Raw genomic sequence first — 23467 nt, forward strand, 5'->3', positions numbered from 1 at the left:
CTAATACAAAAGCCTTCCTGATCATAAGGCTTTTGTATTAAATTGGGGATGTCTTGACCTGATTAGTTACAGGTAAAACATTTAGTTTAGTCGTTTTTGGTTACTTTAACCCAGTCAACCAGCATTTTGGCTTTGCCGCTTTTAATGAGCTCAATGGTTGCGGCAGGCATACCATAATAAGGGCTTTTTACGCCGTTTAATTTAACGGGATACGCACCGCCCAGTGCATAATTTAAAATGAGGAACTTTTCGTTGTCGAAGGCCCATTTGCCATAGTGCTCGGCCATTTTACGGTTTACCCTAAACATTAGGCGGCCATCATATTTAAAATTAAGGCTGTTAGGCGTCCATTCTACAGCGTACGTGTGCCATTGTGTAACATCATTATTTGCCGGAAAATATTGACGGTTTACAAAAGGCGTTTCACCACTGTAGCCCGGCCCGTGTACCGCGGCGCTGGCCCAATCTTTTTCGCCCACATACTCCATAATATCTATTTCGCCCGTCCCTGGCCAATCGCCTTTGCCCAACATCCACCATGCAGGCCACAGGCCTGCGCCGTCAGTTAGTTTTATGCGGGCCTCGGCAGTGCCATAGGTAAAATTAAACTTATCGCGGGTGTTAATGCGGCCCGATACAAAATCAAAATGTTGCCCGTCTTTTGTTTTGTAACCCGTTGCTATTCGCGGCCGTAAAACCAGGGCTCCGTTAACTGCGCCGTCTGCATCTTTGCCATGTGTAATAGCGATGGTGGCAGCCGAGTCAACATACGCCTGTAACTCGTTATTGACGTGTATGCCCGTGATTTCGACGTTCCATTTGCTGCGGTCGAGCCTGGTGCCATTAAAATCGTCGAAAAAAACAACTTTCCTGGTTGAGTTAGCCGGCCTTTCAATACTCACAAAAGCGTATAGCCCGAGCAAAATAAATGGGCACAAGCCACCTAGTATGTAAATGTATTTGTGTTTTTTAAAATTCATTTTGATAAAGTTGAATAGCGTCTACTGATAGTATCTGATATAGTCAATCTCCATAGTCCCGCTTGTAAAGTTCGGATCTACCGTACCGCCCAGATTACCGCCCATCGCTACGTTTAAAATGATAAAGAAATTGTGGTTGAATGGCATACTGCTATTGTTGGCAATGTTGCGGTATACCACCCCGTCAACAGAAATTTTAATGGTGGTAGCGTCCCATTCCAAACCATAGATGTGAAAGTCGGTGGTTGCATTGCTTACAGCGGTATTCCCGGTGTCGCCGTTGCCGCCCGAATGGCCTGGGTAATGTATAGTACCCAAAACGCGACTTTTGTCAGCGCCCGTTTGCTCCATAATGTCCATCTCGCCGCAGGCGGGCCAGGTGTTTGTGGCAAAATCGGTCCCTAAAGTCCATATCGCAGGCCAGGTTCCGGCGCCCGCCGGCAATTTAGCCCTGATAAGCAGTTTACCATACTTAAACGAAAATTTGTTATAAGACGTTAAACGTGCCGAGGTATAAGCGCTGCCATTATAGTTTTCTTTTTTGGCGATGATCTTTAATGTGCCGTTTGAAACAATTGCGTTATCTGTGCGACTGGTATAATATTCCAGTTCATTATTGCCCCAGCCACCGGCACCAAGGTCATAGCCCCATTTAGAGGCATCGGGTGCACCGTCAACGTTAAACTCGTCGCTCCAGGCTATCGCCAACGTCACCGTAACGGTAACCGATATGGATTTGGAAATAGTTTTGCCGCTGGCGCTTTTAGCTGTAACGTTAACCGTATAAGTACCCGATGCCGGATACTTATACGTTACTACACCTGACGGAACGGTTTGATAAATGCCGTTACCAAAATCATAATCAAATGAAACAGCGTTTGATGCCCCTGCCGTAAAGTTTACATTGCCGCTATTGTCGGTGCTTACATCGGCCGTTAAGGTGATGTTGGTAGGGGCTATATCTGTCGAGCCATTCCCGCCATCACTTTTTTTACTGCACGCGGTACATACCGATACCACTAAGATCAAAACAGATATGCGTAGATATTTCATTGGATTATGATTATTGTTTAACTTTTAGTTTCTGATACCAGGCCAGTCCGTCGATACCGATATTACGCAGCGTAATGTTGGTTGGAGTAAGCGATAATATCTCGTAAGTGGTGCCGCCTGTTCCAAAATTAATTAATCCGTTACCCGGAACTACAAACTGTACCCGGGTTGATATTGCAGATGTAGAAGCCGAAGTAGCATCCATAAAAGATAGCTTACGCGGTGCCGATACATCAATCACGTAACAGCCGTCGCCGCCCGATACGCCATAGAATACGGTTGAGGCGCCTATTACAAATGATTTGCCTTTATTATCGATAGTTAACGATATGGTACCATCGCTGTTTTTGGTAAAGGTCATCAAGTCATCATATAAACAAGGATCGCGTTGGTTCGGATCGGCAGCGTAATAGGATGGTGTAAAGCCGTCAGCAGGGCCAACACCTACGTGGCCTGGCGCCAGGTTATCAGTGATCCAGGTTTTACTTGATCCGCCGGTAAGGTTAGCCATAATATCGTCTGGAATAGTATAGGCTACAAAAACGGTTACCTGTTTAGTGATGGTTGATGTGGTACCGCCGGTACCCACTGCGGTAACTACCACGTTGTAAGTAAACGTACCCGGATTGGTGTATTTATAATTTATAGTGCCTGATGGAACCATTTGTGTATTGCCGTCGCCAAAATCAATGCGGTAGCTTATGGCATTGGTAGCGGTAACGGTAATAGTGACGTTGCCAGTACCACCGCCATTTGGATTAGCAGAACTTACTCCGGCAACTGCGGTTGTTAAAGAAAGCCCTGAGGGCGTCTTTATTTCACCAAAGGTATATTCCCGTTTTTTGCAGCTGTAAATACTTGTTCCTGCCAGTAGCAGCAGTATCAGGATTGCTTTTATATGAATTTTCATGATCATTAATTTTAAGGTTAATTCAATGTAATGTCGTCAAAATACCAGGTGTAGTTTGCAGAGCCATCGCCTTTGGTGCCGTTGTCAAAAATCAATACTACTTTTTGGTAAGATTTTGCGGTGTTGATGCCGGTGTAATCAAACGTTAGTGTTTCCCAGGCATTTGCAGCGGTTGACGCTACTTCCTGCTGGTAGAATACCGTACCATCGGTCAGGTTTTCAACTTTCAGTAATACCTTGGCACCCACACGAGGAGAGTACACTTTCATTTTAAAGGTTTTTGATCCTGAGAAATCAATCGGGCTTGGTAAAGTAAGGTAACTACCTCCGTAAACCTCGCCATTACTTTTAACCATTTTGCCCACTTTGGCGCTGGTGTTAATACCTGTGGCTGATGGATTATTTACGATTGTCCATGCTCCGCCGTTAAAATCAGTAATTGCAGCAGCGTAATTAATGGTTGTCGATTCAAAGTTTAGTGGTAAGCCCAATACGTTTGATGCAGCAGCCATTTGCAGGTCATCCCAATAAAACTTCTTGCCGTTTCCTGCTACGCCAAAGTCAAAGAACACGGATGCTTTGTCGTAAGTGTAAGCGGCATTATAAGCGGGAGTGCCCGCCGCAAGGTTGTTAAAGTCGAATGTCAAGGTTTCCCAGCCGTTGGCAACGGTGGTGAGCACATCCGTTTCTATGGAATGTGTACCATCATTGTGATCTTCCAACTTAAGCTTAACATCTAAACCTGCGGCAGGCGAATAAACCCGCAATGTCATTTTTGAGTTTGATGGAGTGATTGGCACCTTAGCAGCAAAGCCCTGTGCGGTACCAACTGTTGTACCGGCCCAGGTTTCAGCACCCGCCGGTTTGGTGGTTAGTTTAACTTTGTTTGACGCATTGGCAGGGTCGACACTGTTAACGGTTTGGTTATTACCAAAATCAGTAACAGTGTAGTCAACGGTAGGGTCATCAAAAGTTACCGGCAAGTTTATTTGAGATAGGGCCGGGATGAATTTCAGGTCGTCGGCATAATAGGTTTTGCCATTACCCGCCACACCAAAGTCGAAGAATACTGAGGCTTTGTCGTAGGTCCAGGCGGCGTTAAATGCAGGGGTACCGGCAGCTTGTTTGCTAAAGTCGAAGGTAAGGGTTTCCCAAGCGTTGGCTACGGTTGTCAGTACGTCGGTTTCAACGGAGTGCGTGCCATCGTTATGATCTTCCAATTTCAATTTAATATCCAAACCTGCAGCAGGAGAATAAACCCGCATGCTCATTTTGGTTGATGTAGCCGTCAGTGGTATTTTGGTGGCAAATCCCAGCGCAGTACCTATGGTGGTACCCGCCCAAACTTCTGAGCCCGTACCTTTTACCGCTTTTAATACCTTGTTAGCAGCGTTTGTAGGGTCGGCGGCTATTGACGATACGTTGCCGCCAAAATCGCTCGTGGTAAGGTCGTAGTTCGGATCGTCAAAGGTAACCGGCAAATCTATTTGCTTGCCTACTTTAACCGCCTGCGTGGTCTCAGTAGTAGCTTTACCGCCGCTTAGCGCAACAACACGCACATTATAGGTACCTGCACCTGCGTAAGTGTGGGTGATGGTTTGTCCCTCTAAAAATGTAGCATAGTGCAGCGGGGTTACAGTTAATGAGTCGCCAAAATACACATGGAACATGGTTTCATAGTTGGCAGATGCGCCAACGCTCAAAACCAGGCCCGAGGTGCTTAAAGTAGTTTTTAAATTTTCCGGCGCTCTGAATGATACGGTTAGCTGTTGCGTCATATCGGTAGTTTGACCGCCCAGCCCTTTAGCAGTAATCTTGACAGTGTAAACGCCTTCGGCGTAAGTATGCTGTACGCTTTTACCTGCAGGTACATTGGTTGGCTTGGTGGTACCGTCGCCAAAATATACATCGTATGACGCAGCGCCTTCACCAGATGGGATGATAGTTACTAAACCGGTATTATCCTGCGTAATGTTAAACAGCACCGACAGCTTGGCCGGCGCCCCTATGTTTGATGCAAATGAGGTATCATTATAGCTTTCTTTTTTACAACCGGCAAATACGGCTGCTGTAAGCGCAATACCTAAAAAATATTTCATTGATCTCATGATCGTCAGTTTAAAGGTTAATTGAATTAATAGCCAGGGTTTTGTGCGAGTCTGGCAATGTCAACTTCATTTTGCGGTATAGCAAATACCTCGTTTTTGCCTGCTTTAAAGCCCGTAAGCTTGGTAGCTGCCTGTCCGGTGCGTACCAAGTCGAAAAAGCGGTCGCCTTCCATAGCCAGCTCTAAACGGCGCTCGTCCCAAATAGCTTGCTTCAATGCTGTACCGGTTACTGTTACGTTGTGGTTAGCATCACCAAAGGCACGTGCACGTACCTGGTTTAAATAGCCTTGAGCTTTTGCATCGTTAGGAGCAGTGGCGCGGTTGTTGGCTTCGGCCGCCATCAACAATACCTCTGCGTAGCGGATGATTCGGAAGTTGTTATCGTAGTTTAATTCCACCTGGCCGGAAGTTTCACCTTTACGTGGCAGATATTTACCGTTATAATAACCGGTGTTTTTGTAAGGAGCAACCTGGTAAGTTAAATTGAAGCTTGGATTTGCGGCTGCATAAGCGGCTGGGTCAAACAGGGTAACGCTTTTGCGCGTGTCGCCGGCAGTGTAAGCAGCCGCCAGGTTTTGCGATGGCAGGTTAGTACTCCAGCCTGCTGCATAAGGCATGTTTGGATTAGCGCTGCTAATACCTCTTACACCATTTTGTTGCACCGCATAGTTTCCCTGGCCGCGGGTTGCGCCGCCCCAGTTATAATATGGTGAGCCGTTGGTATATTGAATTTCGAATATAGATTCAGGGCCGTTTTCTCCGGCCAGTAAAAACATCGACCCAAAATCATTCACCAATGAAAAAGCACCAGATGTAATGATCCCTTCAAGCACCGGAACCGCAGCGTCAAATTTGTTTTCGTATAAATAAACTTTACCCAGCAAGGCTTGGGCAGCATACTTCGTAATTTTACCTTTTTCGGTTTGTACCGCCGGTAACACGGCTATCGCCGCATTTAAATCGGCTTCTATTTGTTTGTAAACATCCGCCTTAGGGCTGCGTTTCAGAGATCCTGCATCAGTGAGCGTTAAGCGCTTGTCAATAAACAGCGGCACGTCACCAAACATGCGTACCAATTGGAAGTAGTAGTAAGCACGCAAGAAATAAACCTCGCCATACACGGCATCTTTACCCGCAAAATTTACGGTTTGGCCGGCCAGGTTTTTGGTTTTGTATTCGGTTAGGTAATTGGTACGATTAACACCTTCATAAGCCACCTGCCATAAATCGGCCATCGTCGAGTTTACAGAAGTATTAGTATAATCGTCAATTTGTTGTAACGGCAATACGTCCGATGCACTTTCGCCACCGGCCACTGAGTTATCTGACGCAATATCGGCCACCACATACTCCTGGTTCAGCCATTGCAATGGCGAGTAGGCGCTCACAACCATGCTGCGATAATCGCCTTCTGTTTTTAAATAGTCCTGCTCGGTAACCTGAAAGTCTTCGTGCGGGTTATAGTCAACAAATTTCTTGCATGCCGAAAACGTGGTAATCAGCATCACCAGGCCCAGCGTTTTTATGTATATCTTATTCATCTTATTAGTATTAAATGATTACAACTTGATGTCTAATCCTACGGCATAGATACGCGGCTGCGGATACTCGCCACGGTCGACACCGCTGTCCATTACACCTCCTGAAATTTCAGGGTCAAAGCCAGAGTATTTGGTAAACACAAAGGCATTTTTAACCTGTCCGTATATCCTCACACTTTTAAATATGTTTTTGGTGATTGAGGTAGGAAAGGTGTAACCCAATTGTATGTTTTTGATCTTCACGAATGAGCCGTCTTCAACATATCTGTCGCTTACGCGGATATTGCTGTTAGGGTCGGTAAATGAATAGCGCGGGGTGGTTGCATCATTTGTGGTACCCGGCCCGGTCCAGCGGCCCAATATGCTGCGGAACTTATTGTTGAAAGTCGCATTGCGCTCATAGGCACGATACACATCATTACCTACCGATGCATAAGTGAATACACTTAAGTCGAAGTGCTTGTATGATGCAGCGAAGTTCCATCCGGCAGTAAAGTCAGGGAACGGATCGCCGATCTGTACCTGGTCGTTCGCATCAATTTTACCATCGTGGTTGGTGTCAGCATAGCGAATATCGCCGGGCTGTGCGCCCGGTTGAGTGGGTGCAGCAGCAATCTCGGCAGCTGTTTGGAATAAGCCCTGAGTTTTGTACCCGTAGAAGTATCCTGGTGTAAAACCTTTTTGGAAAACAGTAACCGTTTGCGATTGTCCGTTGAAGTAAGAGCCGCCCAATACTTTGGCTGTACCGTCGGTATTAGTAGCAGTAACTTTATTACGGCTGGTAGTAAACGTGAAAGTGTTATTCATGTTAAACGCGCCAATTTTTTCGCGATAGGTTAAAGTGATGTCGATACCACGGCTTTTGGTTGAACCAATATTGGCGATAGGAGCGGGCACCGTACCCAGGTATAGAGGCACCGATGGGGTAAACAACAAACCGTTTACTTTTTTCTCGAAATAATCTGCCGATAAAGAGAAGCGCTCGTGGAAGAAAGTTACGTCAAAACCTGCGTTTGATTGTATTTGGGTTTCCCAGGCCAGAGCATTGTTTGCTGCCGAACCTACTGTTGAACCCGGAACAAACACGTTGTTATAATTATAGCCATTGCTGTTGGCCGTAGGGCCATAATCAGGGCCGCCGGTGGTTATGCGCACAAACTGCGGACTAACCTCTTCATTACCGGTTGAACCGTAGCTGCCTCTAACCTTTAAATAATTAACAAAATCTGAGTGGAAGAATTTTTCGCTGCTTACTACCCAACCTAATGAACCTGCGTAAAAATTACCGAATTTTTTGTCAGGGCCGAAGGCCGAAGATCCATCGCGACGAACAGAGAACGACGCCAGGTAGCGGTTTTGATAATCGTAATTTAAACGACCGAAATACGAGATATTACGTTTAAAATACTGATAGTAACCACCGGTTTGTGCCGATGTATTGGTGGCCGAGTTAACGCCTGTTGCCGCGGTAAAGTCTGCAAATTCGTATGAGTTGTAAGGCACGTCTTGTCGGGCAACATTCATTGAATTACCGCTGGTTTTAGCTAACGCGAAACCTGCAACAGCCTGGAAGTGGTTGTCCTGCGCTATATTGAAGTCGTAGTTTGCAAAAGACTCCCAGTTGTAATTGAAATTGCTGTTTTTAGTTTGTGCTACGCTGTTGTGGGCACCAGTTACCGTGCTGCCATCAGCATTCATGGTATTGTCTACGTTTTGAGGCCCGTAAAACACTAATGGGGTAAATGTTTTTGAAATATCGTCATACTTGGTATAACCAAAGCGGCTCGTTAAATTCAGGCCTTTAATTACGTTGTACTGTAATTCAAACTTGCCATATAACTTGTTGCCGGTGTTACTGTTATAAGTATTGTCAAGCTTGGTTAATGGGTTATAAACTTCTGACAGAATGTTGTTGCTGAACCCGTATTTGCCCACCGTGCCGGGTACTGTATTTAGCACAGGTACTGTGGGATCGAAGTTCAAGGCACTACCCAGGATACTGTTAAATGAGTTTTCCTGAACGCCTTTGCCGTTCAATACAACATCGGTAGCATTTACAATAAATTTAACTTTAGGAGCAAGATCAAAAGATAAATTGGCTGTAAAGTTGCCTCTTCTGAAATTAGACTTATCAATACCGCCAACAATACCGCCCTGGTCTAAATAACCTGCCGATAAGAAGTATTGCATTTTATCGCTGCCGCCACTGGCCGATACATTATGTGTTTGCATAGGCGCGGTATGAAATACCTGGTCCTGCCAGTTAGTGCCCACACCCAGGCTTGACAAATTAGGGAATATTACGTTGCCGCCTGATGTCACGCTACCTTCGTTAATAATAGCTGCATATTCGGTGGCGTTTAACACGCCAATTTTATGTATTACCTGTTGTATGCCATAATTACTGCTTACAGAGATTTCGGTTTTTTGATTTTTACGGCCCGATTTAGTGGTAACTACAATAACGCCATTGCCGCCCTTTAAACCATATATAGCATTGGTTGCAGCATCTTTTAATACGTTTATTGACTCAACGTCTGAAGGTGCCAGTGCATTCAAATCTGTTAATGTTTGCAGTACTCCGTCAATTACAACGGCCGGGCTATTGCCCGAAAACGAAGGGATACCGCGAATAAGCACTGTTGGTGCCGAGCCCGGCGAGCCGCTCTGTATAACGTTAACGCCCGATGCCTGGCCCTGCAGCGCCTCTTCAATACGCACGGGGTTAAGCTTTTTAATATCGGCGCTTTTTACAACCGATATAGCGCCCGATATATTGGTTACTTTTTGCGTACCGTAGCCAACTACTACAACCTCATTCAGGTTACTGGCTTCGGTATCGTTAATTATAAAATTTAATGTATTGGTTCCATCATATGTTTTTTCACTATCTGGCATGCCTATAAACTTAACTACAACTACAGCGCCTTTTTGAGGCGCCGGCATCGAGTAATTACCGTTGACGTCTGTCACGGTGCCTGTAGTAGTTCCTTTAATAAATACTGACGCGCCGGGCACAGCCTCGCCGTTTGATTGCTGGGTTACTTTACCTGTTAACCGGCTGGTTTGCGCATGGGCTTGATTTAACAAGCCTAACAGCAAAGCAATGCCGAGGCAAAACTTCATTTTTGATAACATAGAAATTATTTTTGGTTTATAATTGGGTTTAAGCTGCACGTTTTAACGAGCTGTTCGCCTCTTACGGGCGAATTTATAAATTGGGTTGTCAGAATATATCAAGGCGGATATCCGTTGACTTTTTCTGCGATTGGTTTAACAAACAAAAGGCATGCATTTTTATAAAATATGCGTTGCACTGTATAGTTTATTGCATTCATCATACAAGCGTTTTTTATTTCAGGAAATGGTGCTGAGGGCAGCGGTTTATAATGACTCAAAGGTATAGGCAACCTTATTTACTGCGAAATTTTAGACTACATCACTACTACACAACTCTAAAAAAAAATTACAATGATTGTTATTGGCGCTTATGTTTGATATTTTTAGAAAATGTTGCAACCAACAACATAAGCCTACATGTTTCTACGTACTGTTTTAATATTATTAATGCTTGCCGGCGTGCAGGTATTGCGTGCTCAATCATACATCGGGCAGCGCGAAACCATTAATTATTCAAAAAAGCAATACAACGCCGGCACCCAAAACTGGAAGATAAAACAGGATGCCCAGGGCCGCATTTACTTCGCCAATAACGAGGGCGTGCTGGTTTTTGACGGCGCCAACTGGCAGCTTTATCCATTGCCAAACAAAACTATTGTTTGGTCTATTGAATTTGGAGCAGATAAACGTCTGTACGCCGGAGGGCAGGATGAGATAGGTTACTTTTCACCTGGTAAAAACGGACTGCTGGTTTTTACGTCATTAAAAGAACTTTTACCGAAAGCCGACCGCAAGTTTTCTGATGTGTGGGATATCGTGGCTTTGGGTAATGATATTTTCTTCCGCTCGCGCAATAAGATTTTCCGTTACCACGATAATCAAATGACGGCCTACCCATCCGTGTCAGGATGGTTGTACCTCGGTGTCTATAAAAATCAGTTATTGGCGTTTGAAGACCGGAAGGGCATAATGCTTTATAAAGACGGCAACTGGCAAACTTTTATTGAGAAGTCTAAATTACCGGCAGGTTTTTATATCACCAGCACTCTGCCCATAGGCGTAGATAGCACGCTAATCACCACTGCGCGAAACGGCAACTACATTTTAACGGGAAGGCAATTATCCTACTGGCCGCTTAATGGTTTGAGTATTGATAATCATCAGCATTTTTTGAGCGCCATAGCGCTGGGCGACGGTTACCTGCTGGGAACCTACACCAACGGAGCTTACCTGGTAGATAAAAAAGGCCACGTCTCTGAAAATATATCGAAGAAAGAAGGGCTTCAAAACAGCAATATCCGGTGCTTGTTTATGGATACCAATCAGAATATATGGCTTGGCCTGGATAATGGTATTGACCTGGTAACTTACAACAATGCAGTAAAACACATCAACCCGGCTATATTTAAAGATGGCGGTGGTTTCTCAATGACCAAGTATAACAACAGCTTATATTTTGCGCTGTCCAACGGTATTTATGAGCTGCCGTTTCAAAACATTCCTGACCAAAGCTATAACACTGGCAGTTTTAAACTTCTCGCTGACGGACTGTCATGGCAGGTATCTGTAGTAAATAATAACGTACTTGCCGGCCGGGATGACGGTATCTTTAGAGTATCTAATGATAAATTAGTTCCGATAGCCAATAACACCGGCTTTTGGTTATTTGAGCCTTTGCTAAATACACCAGGGTCGTCATTAATAGCTGCCGGTAACTACGAGGGCGTAAGGGTGTTCGATCAAAATGGCGGTACTTTTATTGATAAGGGCAACATTAGCAGCTTCAATGAATCAGCGAGATTTTTAGGTATCGACGACAGAAATACCATCTGGACCTCACACCCGTATCGTGGTATATATAAGCTTGGGCTAAACCAGTCAAAAGCCAGGCTGTACGGCAGGGCTGAGGGGTTACCTTCGTCATTAGATAACTTTATTTTCAAGATACGTAACCGGGTAGTTGCTGCTACGCAGAAAGGTATCTATGAATATAACTATAACACAGACAGGTTCGAACTATCGCCCGAGTTTAGTGGTATTTTTGGCACCAAAAGCCTGCGTTATTTAAAGGAAGACCCGAATGGTAATATTTGGTTCGTTGAAGGTAAGAGCCTGGGCGTGGTTGATTTTTCGGCTAAAGAACCAGAGATTATCTATTTCCCCGAGTTAACCGGCCGCGTATTGAGTGGCTTTGAAAATGTTTACCCGGTTGACAGTCAAAATATATTTGTAGGCAGTGAAAATGGTTTTTATCATCTTAACTACGCTAAATACCGGCAAAATATTCGCCCGCTTAATGTTTATATCCGCAAGGTAAAAGCTATAGCCGACAATACAGACAGCCTGCTTTTTGGCGGCTATTTTAAAAATGTAAATGGTGACATTGTCCAAAATACCGCAAGTATACCATCATTAAGCTATTTATGGAATTCAATACACCTGGAATACTCATCGCCGGTTTTTGAAGCGCAATCTAATGTAACCTACAGCTATTTTCTGGACGGGTTTGATCATTCCTGGTCAGAGTGGACTAAAAAGACTGAAAAAGATTACACCAACCTTGCTGCCGGAAATTACACGTTTAAAGTAAAGGCGCGTAATCATCAAAACAATGAATCGGCCGTTTATAGCTACTCGTTCACTATCAATCCGCCATGGTATCAAACTATTTGGGCATATATTTTATACCTGATCATTATTGTATATCTGCTTTATGCATTTTATAAACGCCAGGAAAGGCGTCACATCCGCGATCGTGAGAAAGAGTTGCAACTCCAGCAGGAAAAAAATGAAGAGTTACAGCGCGAAATGGCTTACCAGCATCAACTGGAACTGGAGATATCTGAAAAAGAACTGGTGAAGTTGAGAAATGAAAAACTGGAATCAGAAATTGAGTTCAAAAACTCTGAGCTGGCCACGACGGCTATGACACTGGTTCAAAAAAAGGAATTTATATTAAAAGTACAGAATGAATTGCAACGCCTGCAAAAGTTGGGCAAAGAAACTATTGACACTATTGAGATAAAAAAGATACTGCGCTTATTGTCTGAAGAAAAAAAGGTAAACGAAGAATGGGAACAGTTTTCGGCGCATTTTAATAAAGTACACGCCGATTTTTTAACAGTGATCAAGGAGCGTTACCCCACCATTAATCAGCAGGAATTAAAACTTTGTGCTTATTTAATTATGAATTTATCAAGCAAAGAAATAGCGCAGCTGTTGTCAATATCTGTACGCGGTGTTGAAATAAGCCGTTACCGCTTGCGTAAAAAATTGCAGATACCTACAGAAGTTAACCTATTTGAGTTTTTATTTGAGATACAGCGCGATTGCCTGCGGTAGTTAAAATTTATAGGTTACCAAAAGGCAGTTTTCTCTTTTTCAATTTTTTATCCTATTTTGGATCCCGTAAACCTGGCTATGAGAGACGAGATTCTATTGCAGGATTGATGAATAACGGTTTATTAGAAAATTTAACTGATCAGGAACTATTGACGCAACTGACTGCTGAATGCAGCCGGGCAGCTTTTGATGTCCTGTATAATCGTTATTGGAAGCAGGTGCTCAACCAAGCGTTTAAACGTTTGGGCGATGCCGAAGCCGCACAGGATGTAGCACAAGAGGTGTTTTTCCAGCTCTGGAAAAAGGGTACATCTGAAAACTTAATTATTGGAAATTTAGGGGGATATTTATTTGTTTCGGTACGGAACGGGGTGCTCAGGCATTTCGAAAAGGCCAGCCGTTATGAATCATTGTCAGACGTAGTGTCTGAAATGGAACAATTGCACGCAGGTGCCGATGGCAACCTGTTATATCAGGAGTTCCTGAATTCTTTTTCGGCATTGATCAATAGTTTGCCACCACAACAACAAATAATTTTCAGATTACGATTTGATGATGGCCTGAGCACCCAGGAAATAGCCGAACAGCTTGATTTATCTGTCAAAACCGTACGCAACCACTTGGGCCGGGCCCTCGCCACCTGTCGCGAGGCCCTGTTATTACAAGTTATAATTTCTTTTTTTTTGCATCGTTAGGAGCCTGCTTAACATTTTCTTAAAAAAAAGTTTACCTGCACTGGGCTTTTCTAAAAATTACGTATCATTTAATTATACAAGCTTAATATGAAAGATATTGACAAACAATATTTCAAGGAAATGATGGCGCGCTATCGCCGGGGAGAGGCATCGGCTGAAGAGCGGCGTTTGCTGGAATCTTTCTATGAAGCTTTTGACGCGAACGAAGAACTTGTTACCGCAGATAATGAGATAGCTTTAAATCAGCAGCTGAAACAGCGTATTGATGCCCGTATTGAGGCAGAGCGCCCTGTAAGGCGTTTGTGGATACGCTGGTGGGCCGCTGCAGCGATATTGTTGCTTATCGGCACCGGTATTTGGTATGTACGCATGCCTGAGATAAGCCAATTGGCTCTGGCTAAGAATAAAATAGAACCAGGCGGTAACCGTGCGACCCTGCAGTTAGCAAATGGCTCGAAGATTGACCTTACAGCGGTGGGCAATGGCCTTATCGCTCAACAGGCAGGTGTATCGATTCAAAAAAATGCGAAGGGTTTATTGGTTTATACCATAGCATCGCCAACTGCAGGGTCGGTGGGAGACAATACGATTTCAACGCCGCTAGGCGGCCAGTATGAAGTGGTGCTGCCTGACGGCACCAAAGTAATGCTAAATGCGGCTTCTTCCTTAACCTATCCTTTGGTGTTTGGCGCTGAACGTAAAGTGACTTTGACCGGTGAGGCCTATTTTGAAGTTGCTAAAGACAAAGCGCATCCGTTCAAGGTAAGCTCGGCCGGGCAGACGGTGACTGTATTAGGTACACATTTTAATATTAATGCCTATGCTGATGAGGCGTCTGTGAAAACTACATTGTTGGAGGGTTCTGTCGAGGTAGCAGGTGGCGCAGTTAAAGAGCGGATTGTACCGGGCGAGCAAGCAATGATGCAAGGTACAGATCTGTCAAAGCGTACGGTTGATGTAGATAAGGAAGTAGCCTGGAAGAACGGTTTATTTGCGTTTGATGGCGATGACCTGAAGACTATTTTAAGACAGGTGGCACGTTGGTATAATGTGGAAATTGTATACGATGGGGCAGTGAGTACAGAGAAGTTTTATGGCGAGATTCCGCGGGAAAGCAAGCTGGCGGATGTGTTGAAGATATTGGAGTTAAATAATGTGCATTTTACAATTGAGGGGCGCCGCCTCTTGGTTTCAACTAACTAAAATAAACTATTAACGATTAACCCCCAAAGACAAGCCTATGCAGCAATTCGACTAAACTTCATAAAAAAAGCCGGGGCATTGGAGTGCCGCCGGCCCGATCAAAAAAGGTGGACAGTCCCCATTGGAACCGCGGACTGTCTGATTTCTCTTACCTCTTATTTCTTGTTCAAAAATATGAAATTAAATTTTCTTCGCGGCCCTATGGGTAGCGCGAAGCATAAAGCCTATGTAGTGATGAAGTTAACTACTCTAATACTCCTTGTTGGCGCACTCCAGCTTTCGGCTGCAGGTTTTGCGCAAACGGTCACTTTAAGCCGCCATCAGGCGCCTTTGGCATCGCTTTTTAAGGAGATAAAAAAACAAACCGGCTATACCTTTTTTTACAGTGGAAAGATTGATACACGCCAATTACAGGATGTTGAGGTGAAATCGGCGTCGTTATCAGATGCCATTCAGGCATGCCTGAAAAACATGGGTCTGACTTTTACTATCGTTGATAAAACTGTTGTAATTAGTCCGGCCAGGCCAAAGATTACTGAAATACCTTCGGTAATCGGCCCTGGTGCTGTAGCGCCTATTGTAATTCAGGGTAAGGTAATTGATAGCGCAACACATGAGCCTTTAATAGGCGTAAACGTCAGCGTTAAAAACAAACCCATCCATGTGCAAAGCAATGTAAACGGCGACTTTGGTTTAGCCGCCAGTGCTGGGGATGTGCTGGAATTTAGCTATGTGGGTTACAACCTGAAAGATGTGGTAGTTAGCGCTGCTAACAATAAGCCATGGGTAGTAATGCTGTCAGCACGTAATAATCATGTTAATGATGTGGTGGTAACCGGTTACCAGGTGATTAAAAAAGATAATTACACCGGTTCGGCTATCACTATAAAAGGTGAAGATTTGCGCAGGGTAAACCCGCAAAGTTTGATTAAAAGTATTGCAACTTTTGATCCTTCGTTTCGTATAGCAGATAACACTTTATTAGGTTCAGACCCCAATAGCCTGCCTAAGGTAACTGTACGTGGATCTACAACGCTGCCTTCTGTAAACGGTTCGATTATAGATAAAAACAACCTTTCAAGTACTTACAACCAACCGGTATTTATTTTGGATGGTTTTGAGGTTTCGCTTGAAAAAATAGTAGACTTAGATATGAACCGCGTATCATCGGTAAATATTCTGAAAGATGCGGCGGCAACTGCGGTCTACGGCTCAAAAGCAGCAAACGGCGTAATTGTGATTACCACCCGCGCACCTGTGCCGGGTAAACTGCAGCTCACCTATAATTATGAACTAAAGGTACAGGCCCCTGATTTGACCGGTTACCATGTATTAAACGCAGCCGATAAGCTGAAATATGAACAGCTGGCCGGCCTGTACAGTGCGGTAAATAATACTGCCACAACACAAGATCAATTAGATCAGCAATATTATGACAAACTGAGCAATGTGGTAAGTGGAGTAAACAGCTATTGGTTATCGCAACCTTTGCAAAATGCTTACGGCATGAAGCATTCGCTGTATGCCGAAGGCGGTGACTCGACATTCCGTTATGGTATTGACCTGCGTTATGAAACACAGCCCGGGGTGATGAAGGGCTCGGGCCGTGATCGTTATACTGGCGGTATGAGTTTCTTTTACAACCCAACCCGCAGTTTGCTGGTGAAAAATGAAGTTACCATCAGTCAGATCAAATCCACCAATACTGAATATGGTAATTTTTCTACCTATGTCGCAATGAACCCGTATTATCCCATCCGCGATGCAAACGGCAATTATTTGCGCGAGATAGCTAACTGGCGGATAGATACTCACCAGAGTGGCTCTGCTCAATACAGGGACGAACCGGTTTATAATCCGTTGTTTGAATCAACGCTGGGTAGTTTTGATCGCGCAGCTTACCTTGAACTACAGGATAATTTTTCTGCCGATTGGAGGATAGTACCCGGCCTTCGTTTGATAGGGTTATTTAGCCTTATTAATACCAAGAGCACAACCGACGTCTTTGTTTCGCCGTTAAGTAACAGTTTTTATTACGGGCCAACAAGCGATATACAAAATCGTGGCAGCTATAATTATACTAATGATAACATGCTGACATTGAATGGTAGTTTGAAATTGGTTTATAACAAACAACTTGGCGACCACTCCATCAATGCCGTGCTCAACTCGCAGATTTATACTTCTAACGAAGACTTTAAAGGTTTTGAAGCACGTGGTTTCTCTAACGATCGGTTTACCAATATAGGCTTTGCACGTACGTATACACCCAATTCAGCTCCCAGTGGCGACATAGCACAAACGCGCACTATTTCGCAGTTTTTAACAGGTAACTACGCTTATAAAAACAAGTACCTTTTAGATGCAACATTGAGTGCAAACGGATCATCGGCTTTTGGGGCCAATCAGCGTATTGCACCGTTTTGGGCAGCGGGTATTGGCTGGAATGCGCATTATGAAGATTTTATCAAAAATAATTTACCAGCCATATCTCGTTTAAAGCTGACTTTTACCACCGGTTTAACAGGTTCGGTAAACTTCCCGCCATCGCTGGCCAGAACAACCTATAGCTACCAAACTAATAACTGGTATTCAACCGGTGTCGGTGCAACAGTAAATGCATATGGTAACGAGGATTTGAAATGGCAGAAAACAACCAACTACGATTTCTCACTGGAACTGGGTTTGTTAAACGATAAGATATTGTTGAATCCGCATTATTACTATAAGCTAACCAAAGGGTTGGTTAACAGTATCAATATAGCGCCATCAACCGGTTTTACAACCTACGATGCCAATTTGGGCGATATGAGTAATAAAGGTTATGAACTTTACTTAACCCTTAATGCTTATCGGGCAAAGGATATAAACATTAATATCATTGGTAACCTGGCTCACAACAAAAATACCATTGTAAGGATATCTAACTCGTTAAAGGCCTACAATGACGCGGTAAATGCGTATCAGTCTAACACAGCCAACAACGCGCAGGGTGTGCCTTTGCTTCACTACCAGGAAGGACAGTCGTTATACACCATCTGGGGGGTAAAATCATTAGGTATTGACCCTGAAAATGGTAAGGAGTTATTGGTAAAACGCGATGGTACGCTAACCTACGACTGGAATGCGGTTGATGAGCAGCCCATTGGCAACATGGAACCTAAGGCCGAAGGTTTTATAGGTAGTAACATCACCTATAAGCAATTCTTACTGAGCTTTCAGTTCCACTATAAGTTTGGCGGGCAGGCTTTCAACCAAACTTTGATTGATAGAGTAGAGAATGCCGACCCGCGTTTTAACGTAGACAGCCGCGCGCTAACCCAACGCTGGCAGCAACCTGGTGATAAGGCTTTATTTAAAAATATTGCCGATCTGGGAACATCGTACGCAACTTCACGTTTTGTGCAGCGCGAAAATACCATTGATCTGCCGTCGGTTACCTTGTCTTATGACGTTACTAAATCATTTGCCAAAAAAATAGGCATGCAATCTTTGCGCGCAACAGTTACCGTAAATGATGCTTTTTACTCGTCAAGCATTCAACAGGAACGCGGTATATATTATCCCTATGCACGTAGTTTAACGGCCGCTTTACAGGCTACTTTTTAATGGAATGGATATGAAAAAAATATTTTATATAGCTTTTTTAGTTGTGCTCACATCAAGTAGCTGTAATAAGTTCCTGGATGTTAAGCCAGCTTCGCAGATTGACCAAAGCGATTTATTTAAAACCGAACAGGGTTTTGAAGAAGCCTTGAATGGCGTATATACGCTTTGCAGCGGTTCTTCGCTTTATGGAGGTAATTTGACTTTTTATAACGATATCCTGTCGCAAAATTACCAGTTCAATGACGTAATTCTGCAGCAGACAGCCAATTTTAATTATACGTTGCCCTCGGTGGTATCAAAAAATTCGGATATCTGGAACAATGCTTATCGGGCTATTGCTAACTGCAATTACTTACTTGCCGCAATTGATAATCAGAAAGTACAGTTCAGCGCCGGCAATCGCGACCTGATCAAGGGTGAGACTTTAGCTTTACGTGCTTATTTACATTTTGATTTGCTACGGATGTTTGCGCCGGCTTACGTAACCGGTGCTGGTCAAACTGCTATTCCTTATGTAACGCAGGTAACCACCAAGAGTACGCCTAATTCAACTGTTCAGCAAGTTATCGATCAGTTATTGACAGATTTAAAATTGGCTAAAACATTGCTGAAAAGCGATCCGATATTGTCGGCCAGTTATGTCGTTGGTTATCCTTCAGCAACAACAACTACAGAGCTTGCCTCGCCGAGCTTGTTTATGCAGAATCGGCGTCAGCGTTTAAATTATTACGCGGTATGTGGCGAGTTGGCAAGAGTGTATTTATATGAGGGTGATAAAGCCAATGCGTTAAGTAATGCGCAGGAAGTGATCAACTCGAAAAAATTTCCTTTTACCAAACAGGATGACTTTTTCGCCAGCGACCCTCAAAAACGCGACCGTATTTTTTACCCAGAGCTGGTTGCTTCATGGTTTATTGATAATGCCAATGAGGTTGGCTTGCTGCAAGGTCTTTATACAGGCAGTAACCCATATTATAGTGGTACTGTTGACCAGGTGTCTGACATTTATGAACTGGGAGGTGACGGCGCTGAAGATTGGCGCTACAAACAATGGTTCCTCTCTACGGCTTCAGTTACCGGCGGAGCTAACCGAGCAGTGCTGCAAAAATATGTAGAGAATCCTGCCCCATTAGCTAATCTGCACCCGCTTGTAGCGCCGGCAATACGTTTAAGTGAAATGTATTATATAGCGGCAGAAGCAAGTTTTGATGTTAACCCTTCGGCGGCGCTGGATTATTACAATACCATTCGTACTAAGCGGGGTATCGGTAATAACCTCACCGTTGTGCCGTCAAAAGACGATTTTATTAATCGCTTATTGGCAGAGGCGCGTAAAGAGTTTTACGGTGAGAATCAAATATTCTACATGTATAAACGCTTAAACCATGCCGTAGTGGTTAATTCGACGCAAACCGTGTTGCCATCAAACAGCGTTTTTGTGTTCCCGAAACCACAGGATGAATTGACTTATAGAACCAATTAAAGATCAACGACATGAAAAAAATCACTCTGTTTTTAGTTTGCTGTGCGGTTGGACTTTTATGGACTGCCTGCAAAAAAGAAAACCTCACCACCTACAGTTCTCCGGGTGGTAAGGATAATATATATCTGGGTTTGGCTACAACTGATACGGCCGGATATATCTATACATTTGCGTATAATCCGGCGCAGATTAGCGATACACTTTGGGTTAAGGTAACTGTATCTGGCGAACGCGTTCATAAGGCCCGCAGTTTTGTATTGAGTGCAGATCCCAAGAGTTCTACCGCAATACCATCGGTACATTATGAACCCTTGAAGCCAAGCTATATAATGCCCGCCGACTCGGGCATAGTGCATGTTCCCATTATATTATTAAATACAGACACGGCATTACAAAATAAAACCGTTACTATTAAACTGGTAGTTACTGGCGGTACCGATTTTAGTACTAATCTGCCGTTAGCTGACCGGTCGCGCTTAATCTCGTTTTCTAATCGTTTAGAAGAACCGTCTTGGTGGCCGTATTGGGGGCAGTTGGGCGCTTATAGCCGGGTAAAACATCAGTTATTCCTCATCGCATCCGGCACCCGCGATCTTGTTGAGCTAAATCCGGCTAAGGACCCTAATTTTTATTTACAGATCCCGCGTTGCCTGTATTATATCGAAAACCTGCATGAGTTTCTTCAAGATCCGTTTACCTGGGTTGCGCAAAACCCCGATAAAGGTTACACGCTTACCAAGCGCAACGATAATACCGGCGACTATGACTTTTACAGCACTAGTGCGCCCAACAAAAAGTTTTGGCTTAAATATTTTCCGTCAGTCAATAAACTCATTTTTATTGACGAAAACGGCAATCAAATCCTGATCTGATCATGAAACGTATTTTATTTATTTTTTCGATACTCGTAATAGGTCTGGCTTCATGTAAGAAAGATCTTGGTAACTACAACTATCATGTTCCCAGCAAACCTATTGTAACCGGGTTTACCGATTCGACTTTCCAGGCTTTGGTAGGCGACTCATTAATACTGGCGCCAAAAGTAACCATACAAGGAGCCAACCCACTCACAGATTTAACTTACCAGTGGGATATTATTGTAGCCGACGAAGCACGGACAGATACTTATATGGGTTACCCGCTAAGGATAGTTTACAACCTGGCGCCCAGCCTTCGAGATGCCAAACTTACTATTACTGATAAACGTAATGGCATTAAGTACTTTTTCCCGTTTAAAATTCAAGGCGGTACCCAGTTTTCTACAGGTACCAGTGTACTAACAATTGATGGCAGTACTACAAAGCTATCGTTCATTAAGCCAGATGGTACAATTTTGAGCAACCTTTACAAATCATTAAATGGTGAGGATCTGCCGGCAAACCCTATACAGCTGTTTGCCAAACCATTAGCTTACCAGCCGGGCACAGTAGAGGATTACTGGGTAGTTTGCCAGGATAATAATAAGCAAAGCGTTATTATTGATGGCAGCACCATGTTGCTCAAGCGGTATTTTAACCAGCAGTTTTTCACTGCTCCAAACCCAATTAATCTGGGGCATTTTGAGGCGTCGACAGGTACTCCTACCGGCGAGATCAATGGTAAGTTGTATTTATCGGTAACCAGTACCGCGCCGTTTGCGCCAGATTTTGGTAAATTCTCCAATGCGCAATCAGGCACTTATACCTTATCTCCTTATTACAGCCGCACGCCAAATTATTTCTTCGGATTCGATTCGGCTGCGCAGTCGTTCATCACCTTTGATGGCGGCGGTAATTATATGGGCAATGATTTTACATCAGACGGCAATGCCTTTGATCCCAAGCATATTGGTAGCTCTAATCTGGTATTTATGCAGGCACAACCGGGCCAATCCTACGCCTATATAAAAGGCGCTGATAATCAGCTATATGAATTGTCTTTTTACATCGATATGGACAACTACGCACAGCGAACGTTGCATGTTTATGGCAAACGGATATTTAAAGGCGCTGCGTTAGTGAATGCTGATACCAAATGGCAGCAATCAACCATCAATGTTTTTTACTTTACCTCAAATGATAAAATTTATCGGTACAACCCGCTTAATGAAGATCTGCGCGCACTTGACGCCAACTTTGGTGGTAAAAAAGTAAGCATGATCAAACTGAGTGCAGATGGCAATACACTTACTGCGGGTACAGATGGGGCGCTTTATACCCTGGACATAAGCGTAGGTAAAAACGGCAATATAACTAAAACAATAACAGGCATCCCCGGCGCACCGGTTGATGTCGTAATACGTTAAACAATCTATGAAAAACATATTCACCACATTATTATTAAGTGTAGCTGCGCTGGGCGCGGCTGCACAAACGCCCGGCTTTACCGTAAATGGCCATATAGGTAATCTGGACGGTCAAAAAGTTTATTTGAGCTACATGACTGAAGGTAAAGATCATACTGATTCAGCCACGCTGGTAAATGGCGAGTTCCATTTTAAGGGGAGTATGAACCCTTACAGCTCTGTACGTTTGGCGCTTGACCATAAAGGCTTGGGGCGTGAAATTGCTACACATGGCGGCGACGTAATTTATTTTCACTTTGGTAATGAGACGTTAAATATCTCGTCAAAAGACTCATTGGAAAATGCCCTGATAAGCGGTTCAAAAATCTATGACGAATATGCGGCTTATGCCAAAGCAGTAGGCCCAATGCCGTGGGATATCGACAAAATATCAAACGCCGAGATTGCTGCTGCACCTGAATTAGTTAACGATACAGCGTTTACTAATCAGGTGGCGCGTCACCATTACAAAATGATAGCTGATTTTCAGGTAAAAAACCTGGAGTTTGCCAAAACACACCCTAATTCATATTTCGCGCCGGTGGCATTGTTTGGAACTGCCGCAAATGACAGGACGGTGACCACAGCCGAAGAGGTTTTCAAAACCTTTAGCCCTGAAATTCAGGCGACTGATAACGGCAAGATTATTAAAGAATTTATAGCGGCGCATTATCGTTTAAAAATAGGTGGCCCAGCCCCGGTGTTTACCCAGGTTAACCCTGCCGGTAAACCAGTGTCGTTAGCCAATTATAAAGGTAAGATAGTGCTTATTGACTTTTGGGCCAGTTGGTGTTCACCTTGTCGCCAGGAAATCCCTAACTTGGTGAACCAATACAAAATGTATAAAGACAAAGGTTTTGAAATATTATCGGTGTCGTTAGACAATAGCCGCGACAAATGGCTGAAGGCCGTACAGCAAGAAGGTATGGCCTGGCCGCAGGTTTGCGACTTGAACGGTCAGAATAATAAGGCAGCAGTTTTATATGGTGTTTCTGCAATACCTGCTACTTTCCTGGTTGATCGGGACGGTAAACTGATCAGTACCGGTTTGCGTGGCGAAGAGCTGAATAAAAAGTTGGCTGAATTATTCAAGAACTAAT

14 protein-coding genes are annotated in these 23467 nt (G+C 43.9%); 8 read left to right on the forward strand and 6 right to left on the reverse strand.

Going from position 1 to position 23467, the window contains the following annotated elements:
• Positions 1 to 86: 86 nt before the first annotated feature.
• Genes ACFS5N_RS16825 through ACFS5N_RS16850 form a run of 6 tightly spaced genes read right to left on the reverse strand, consistent with a single transcriptional unit; the run spans position 87 to position 9718 of the window.
• Positions 87 to 980, reverse strand: coding sequence for a glycoside hydrolase family 16 protein (locus ACFS5N_RS16825; protein WP_377188253.1), 894 nt, complete (start codon positions 978 to 980; stop codon positions 87 to 89).
• A 21-nt stretch (positions 981 to 1001) separates the two neighbouring features.
• Positions 1002 to 2033: a family 16 glycosylhydrolase gene (locus ACFS5N_RS16830; protein WP_377188255.1), complete on the reverse strand. Its 1032-nt coding sequence runs from the start codon at positions 2031 to 2033 to the stop codon at positions 1002 to 1004.
• A gap of 10 nt (positions 2034 to 2043) precedes the next feature.
• On the reverse strand, positions 2044 to 2943 hold the full coding sequence (locus tag ACFS5N_RS16835; protein WP_377188258.1) for a PKD domain-containing protein: 900 nt from the start codon (positions 2941 to 2943) through the stop codon (positions 2044 to 2046).
• Positions 2944 to 2960: 17 nt separating this feature from the next.
• Positions 2961 to 5051 (reverse strand): hypothetical protein, encoded by a 2091-nt coding sequence (locus ACFS5N_RS16840; RefSeq protein ID WP_377188261.1) that lies wholly within the window; start codon positions 5049 to 5051, stop codon positions 2961 to 2963.
• A 26-nt stretch (positions 5052 to 5077) separates the two neighbouring features.
• Positions 5078 to 6592, reverse strand: coding sequence for a RagB/SusD family nutrient uptake outer membrane protein (locus ACFS5N_RS16845; RefSeq protein WP_377188264.1), 1515 nt, complete (start codon positions 6590 to 6592; stop codon positions 5078 to 5080).
• Between the two features lie 18 nt (positions 6593 to 6610).
• Positions 6611 to 9718: a SusC/RagA family TonB-linked outer membrane protein gene (locus ACFS5N_RS16850; RefSeq protein WP_377188267.1), complete on the reverse strand. Its 3108-nt coding sequence runs from the start codon at positions 9716 to 9718 to the stop codon at positions 6611 to 6613.
• 411 nt (positions 9719 to 10129) lie between these two features.
• Here ACFS5N_RS16850 and ACFS5N_RS16855 point away from each other — a divergent pair, with 411 nt between their 5' ends.
• The 8 genes from ACFS5N_RS16855 to ACFS5N_RS16890 all read left to right on the forward strand — a co-directional run bounded on the left by ACFS5N_RS16855 (position 10130) and on the right by ACFS5N_RS16890 (position 23466).
• Positions 10130 to 13054 carry a ligand-binding sensor domain-containing protein gene (locus ACFS5N_RS16855; protein WP_377188270.1) on the forward strand — a complete coding sequence of 975 codons (2925 nt, stop codon included), beginning with the start codon at positions 10130 to 10132 and terminating at the stop codon, positions 13052 to 13054.
• A 107-nt stretch (positions 13055 to 13161) separates the two neighbouring features.
• Positions 13162 to 13749 carry an RNA polymerase sigma factor gene (locus ACFS5N_RS16860; protein WP_377188273.1) on the forward strand — a complete coding sequence of 196 codons (588 nt, stop codon included), beginning with the start codon at positions 13162 to 13164 and terminating at the stop codon, positions 13747 to 13749.
• An 87-nt stretch (positions 13750 to 13836) separates the two neighbouring features.
• The gene (locus ACFS5N_RS16865) at positions 13837 to 14952 is read left to right on the forward strand and encodes a FecR domain-containing protein (RefSeq protein ID WP_377188275.1); all 1116 of its coding nucleotides are present in this window, start codon (positions 13837 to 13839) and stop codon (positions 14950 to 14952) included.
• A 174-nt stretch (positions 14953 to 15126) separates the two neighbouring features.
• Positions 15127 to 18561 carry a SusC/RagA family TonB-linked outer membrane protein gene (locus ACFS5N_RS16870; RefSeq protein ID WP_377188278.1) on the forward strand — a complete coding sequence of 1145 codons (3435 nt, stop codon included), beginning with the start codon at positions 15127 to 15129 and terminating at the stop codon, positions 18559 to 18561.
• A 10-nt stretch (positions 18562 to 18571) separates the two neighbouring features.
• Positions 18572 to 20044, forward strand: a complete 1473-nt coding sequence (locus ACFS5N_RS16875) for a RagB/SusD family nutrient uptake outer membrane protein (protein WP_377188281.1) — start codon at positions 18572 to 18574, stop codon at positions 20042 to 20044.
• A gap of 11 nt (positions 20045 to 20055) precedes the next feature.
• Complete coding sequence (locus ACFS5N_RS16880; RefSeq protein WP_377188284.1) at positions 20056 to 20916, forward strand: DUF4843 domain-containing protein; 861 nt, start codon at positions 20056 to 20058, stop codon at positions 20914 to 20916.
• 2 nt (positions 20917 to 20918) lie between these two features.
• Positions 20919 to 22328, forward strand: coding sequence for a PKD-like family lipoprotein (locus ACFS5N_RS16885; RefSeq protein ID WP_377188287.1), 1410 nt, complete (start codon positions 20919 to 20921; stop codon positions 22326 to 22328).
• Between the two features lie 7 nt (positions 22329 to 22335).
• Positions 22336 to 23466, forward strand: coding sequence for a redoxin domain-containing protein (locus tag ACFS5N_RS16890; RefSeq protein ID WP_377188290.1), 1131 nt, complete (start codon positions 22336 to 22338; stop codon positions 23464 to 23466).
• Position 23467: the final 1 nt, after the last annotated feature.

This window comes from Mucilaginibacter ximonensis, from assembly GCF_042686265.1.
GTDB classification, from domain to species: Bacteria; Bacteroidota; Bacteroidia; order Sphingobacteriales; family Sphingobacteriaceae; genus Mucilaginibacter; species Mucilaginibacter ximonensis.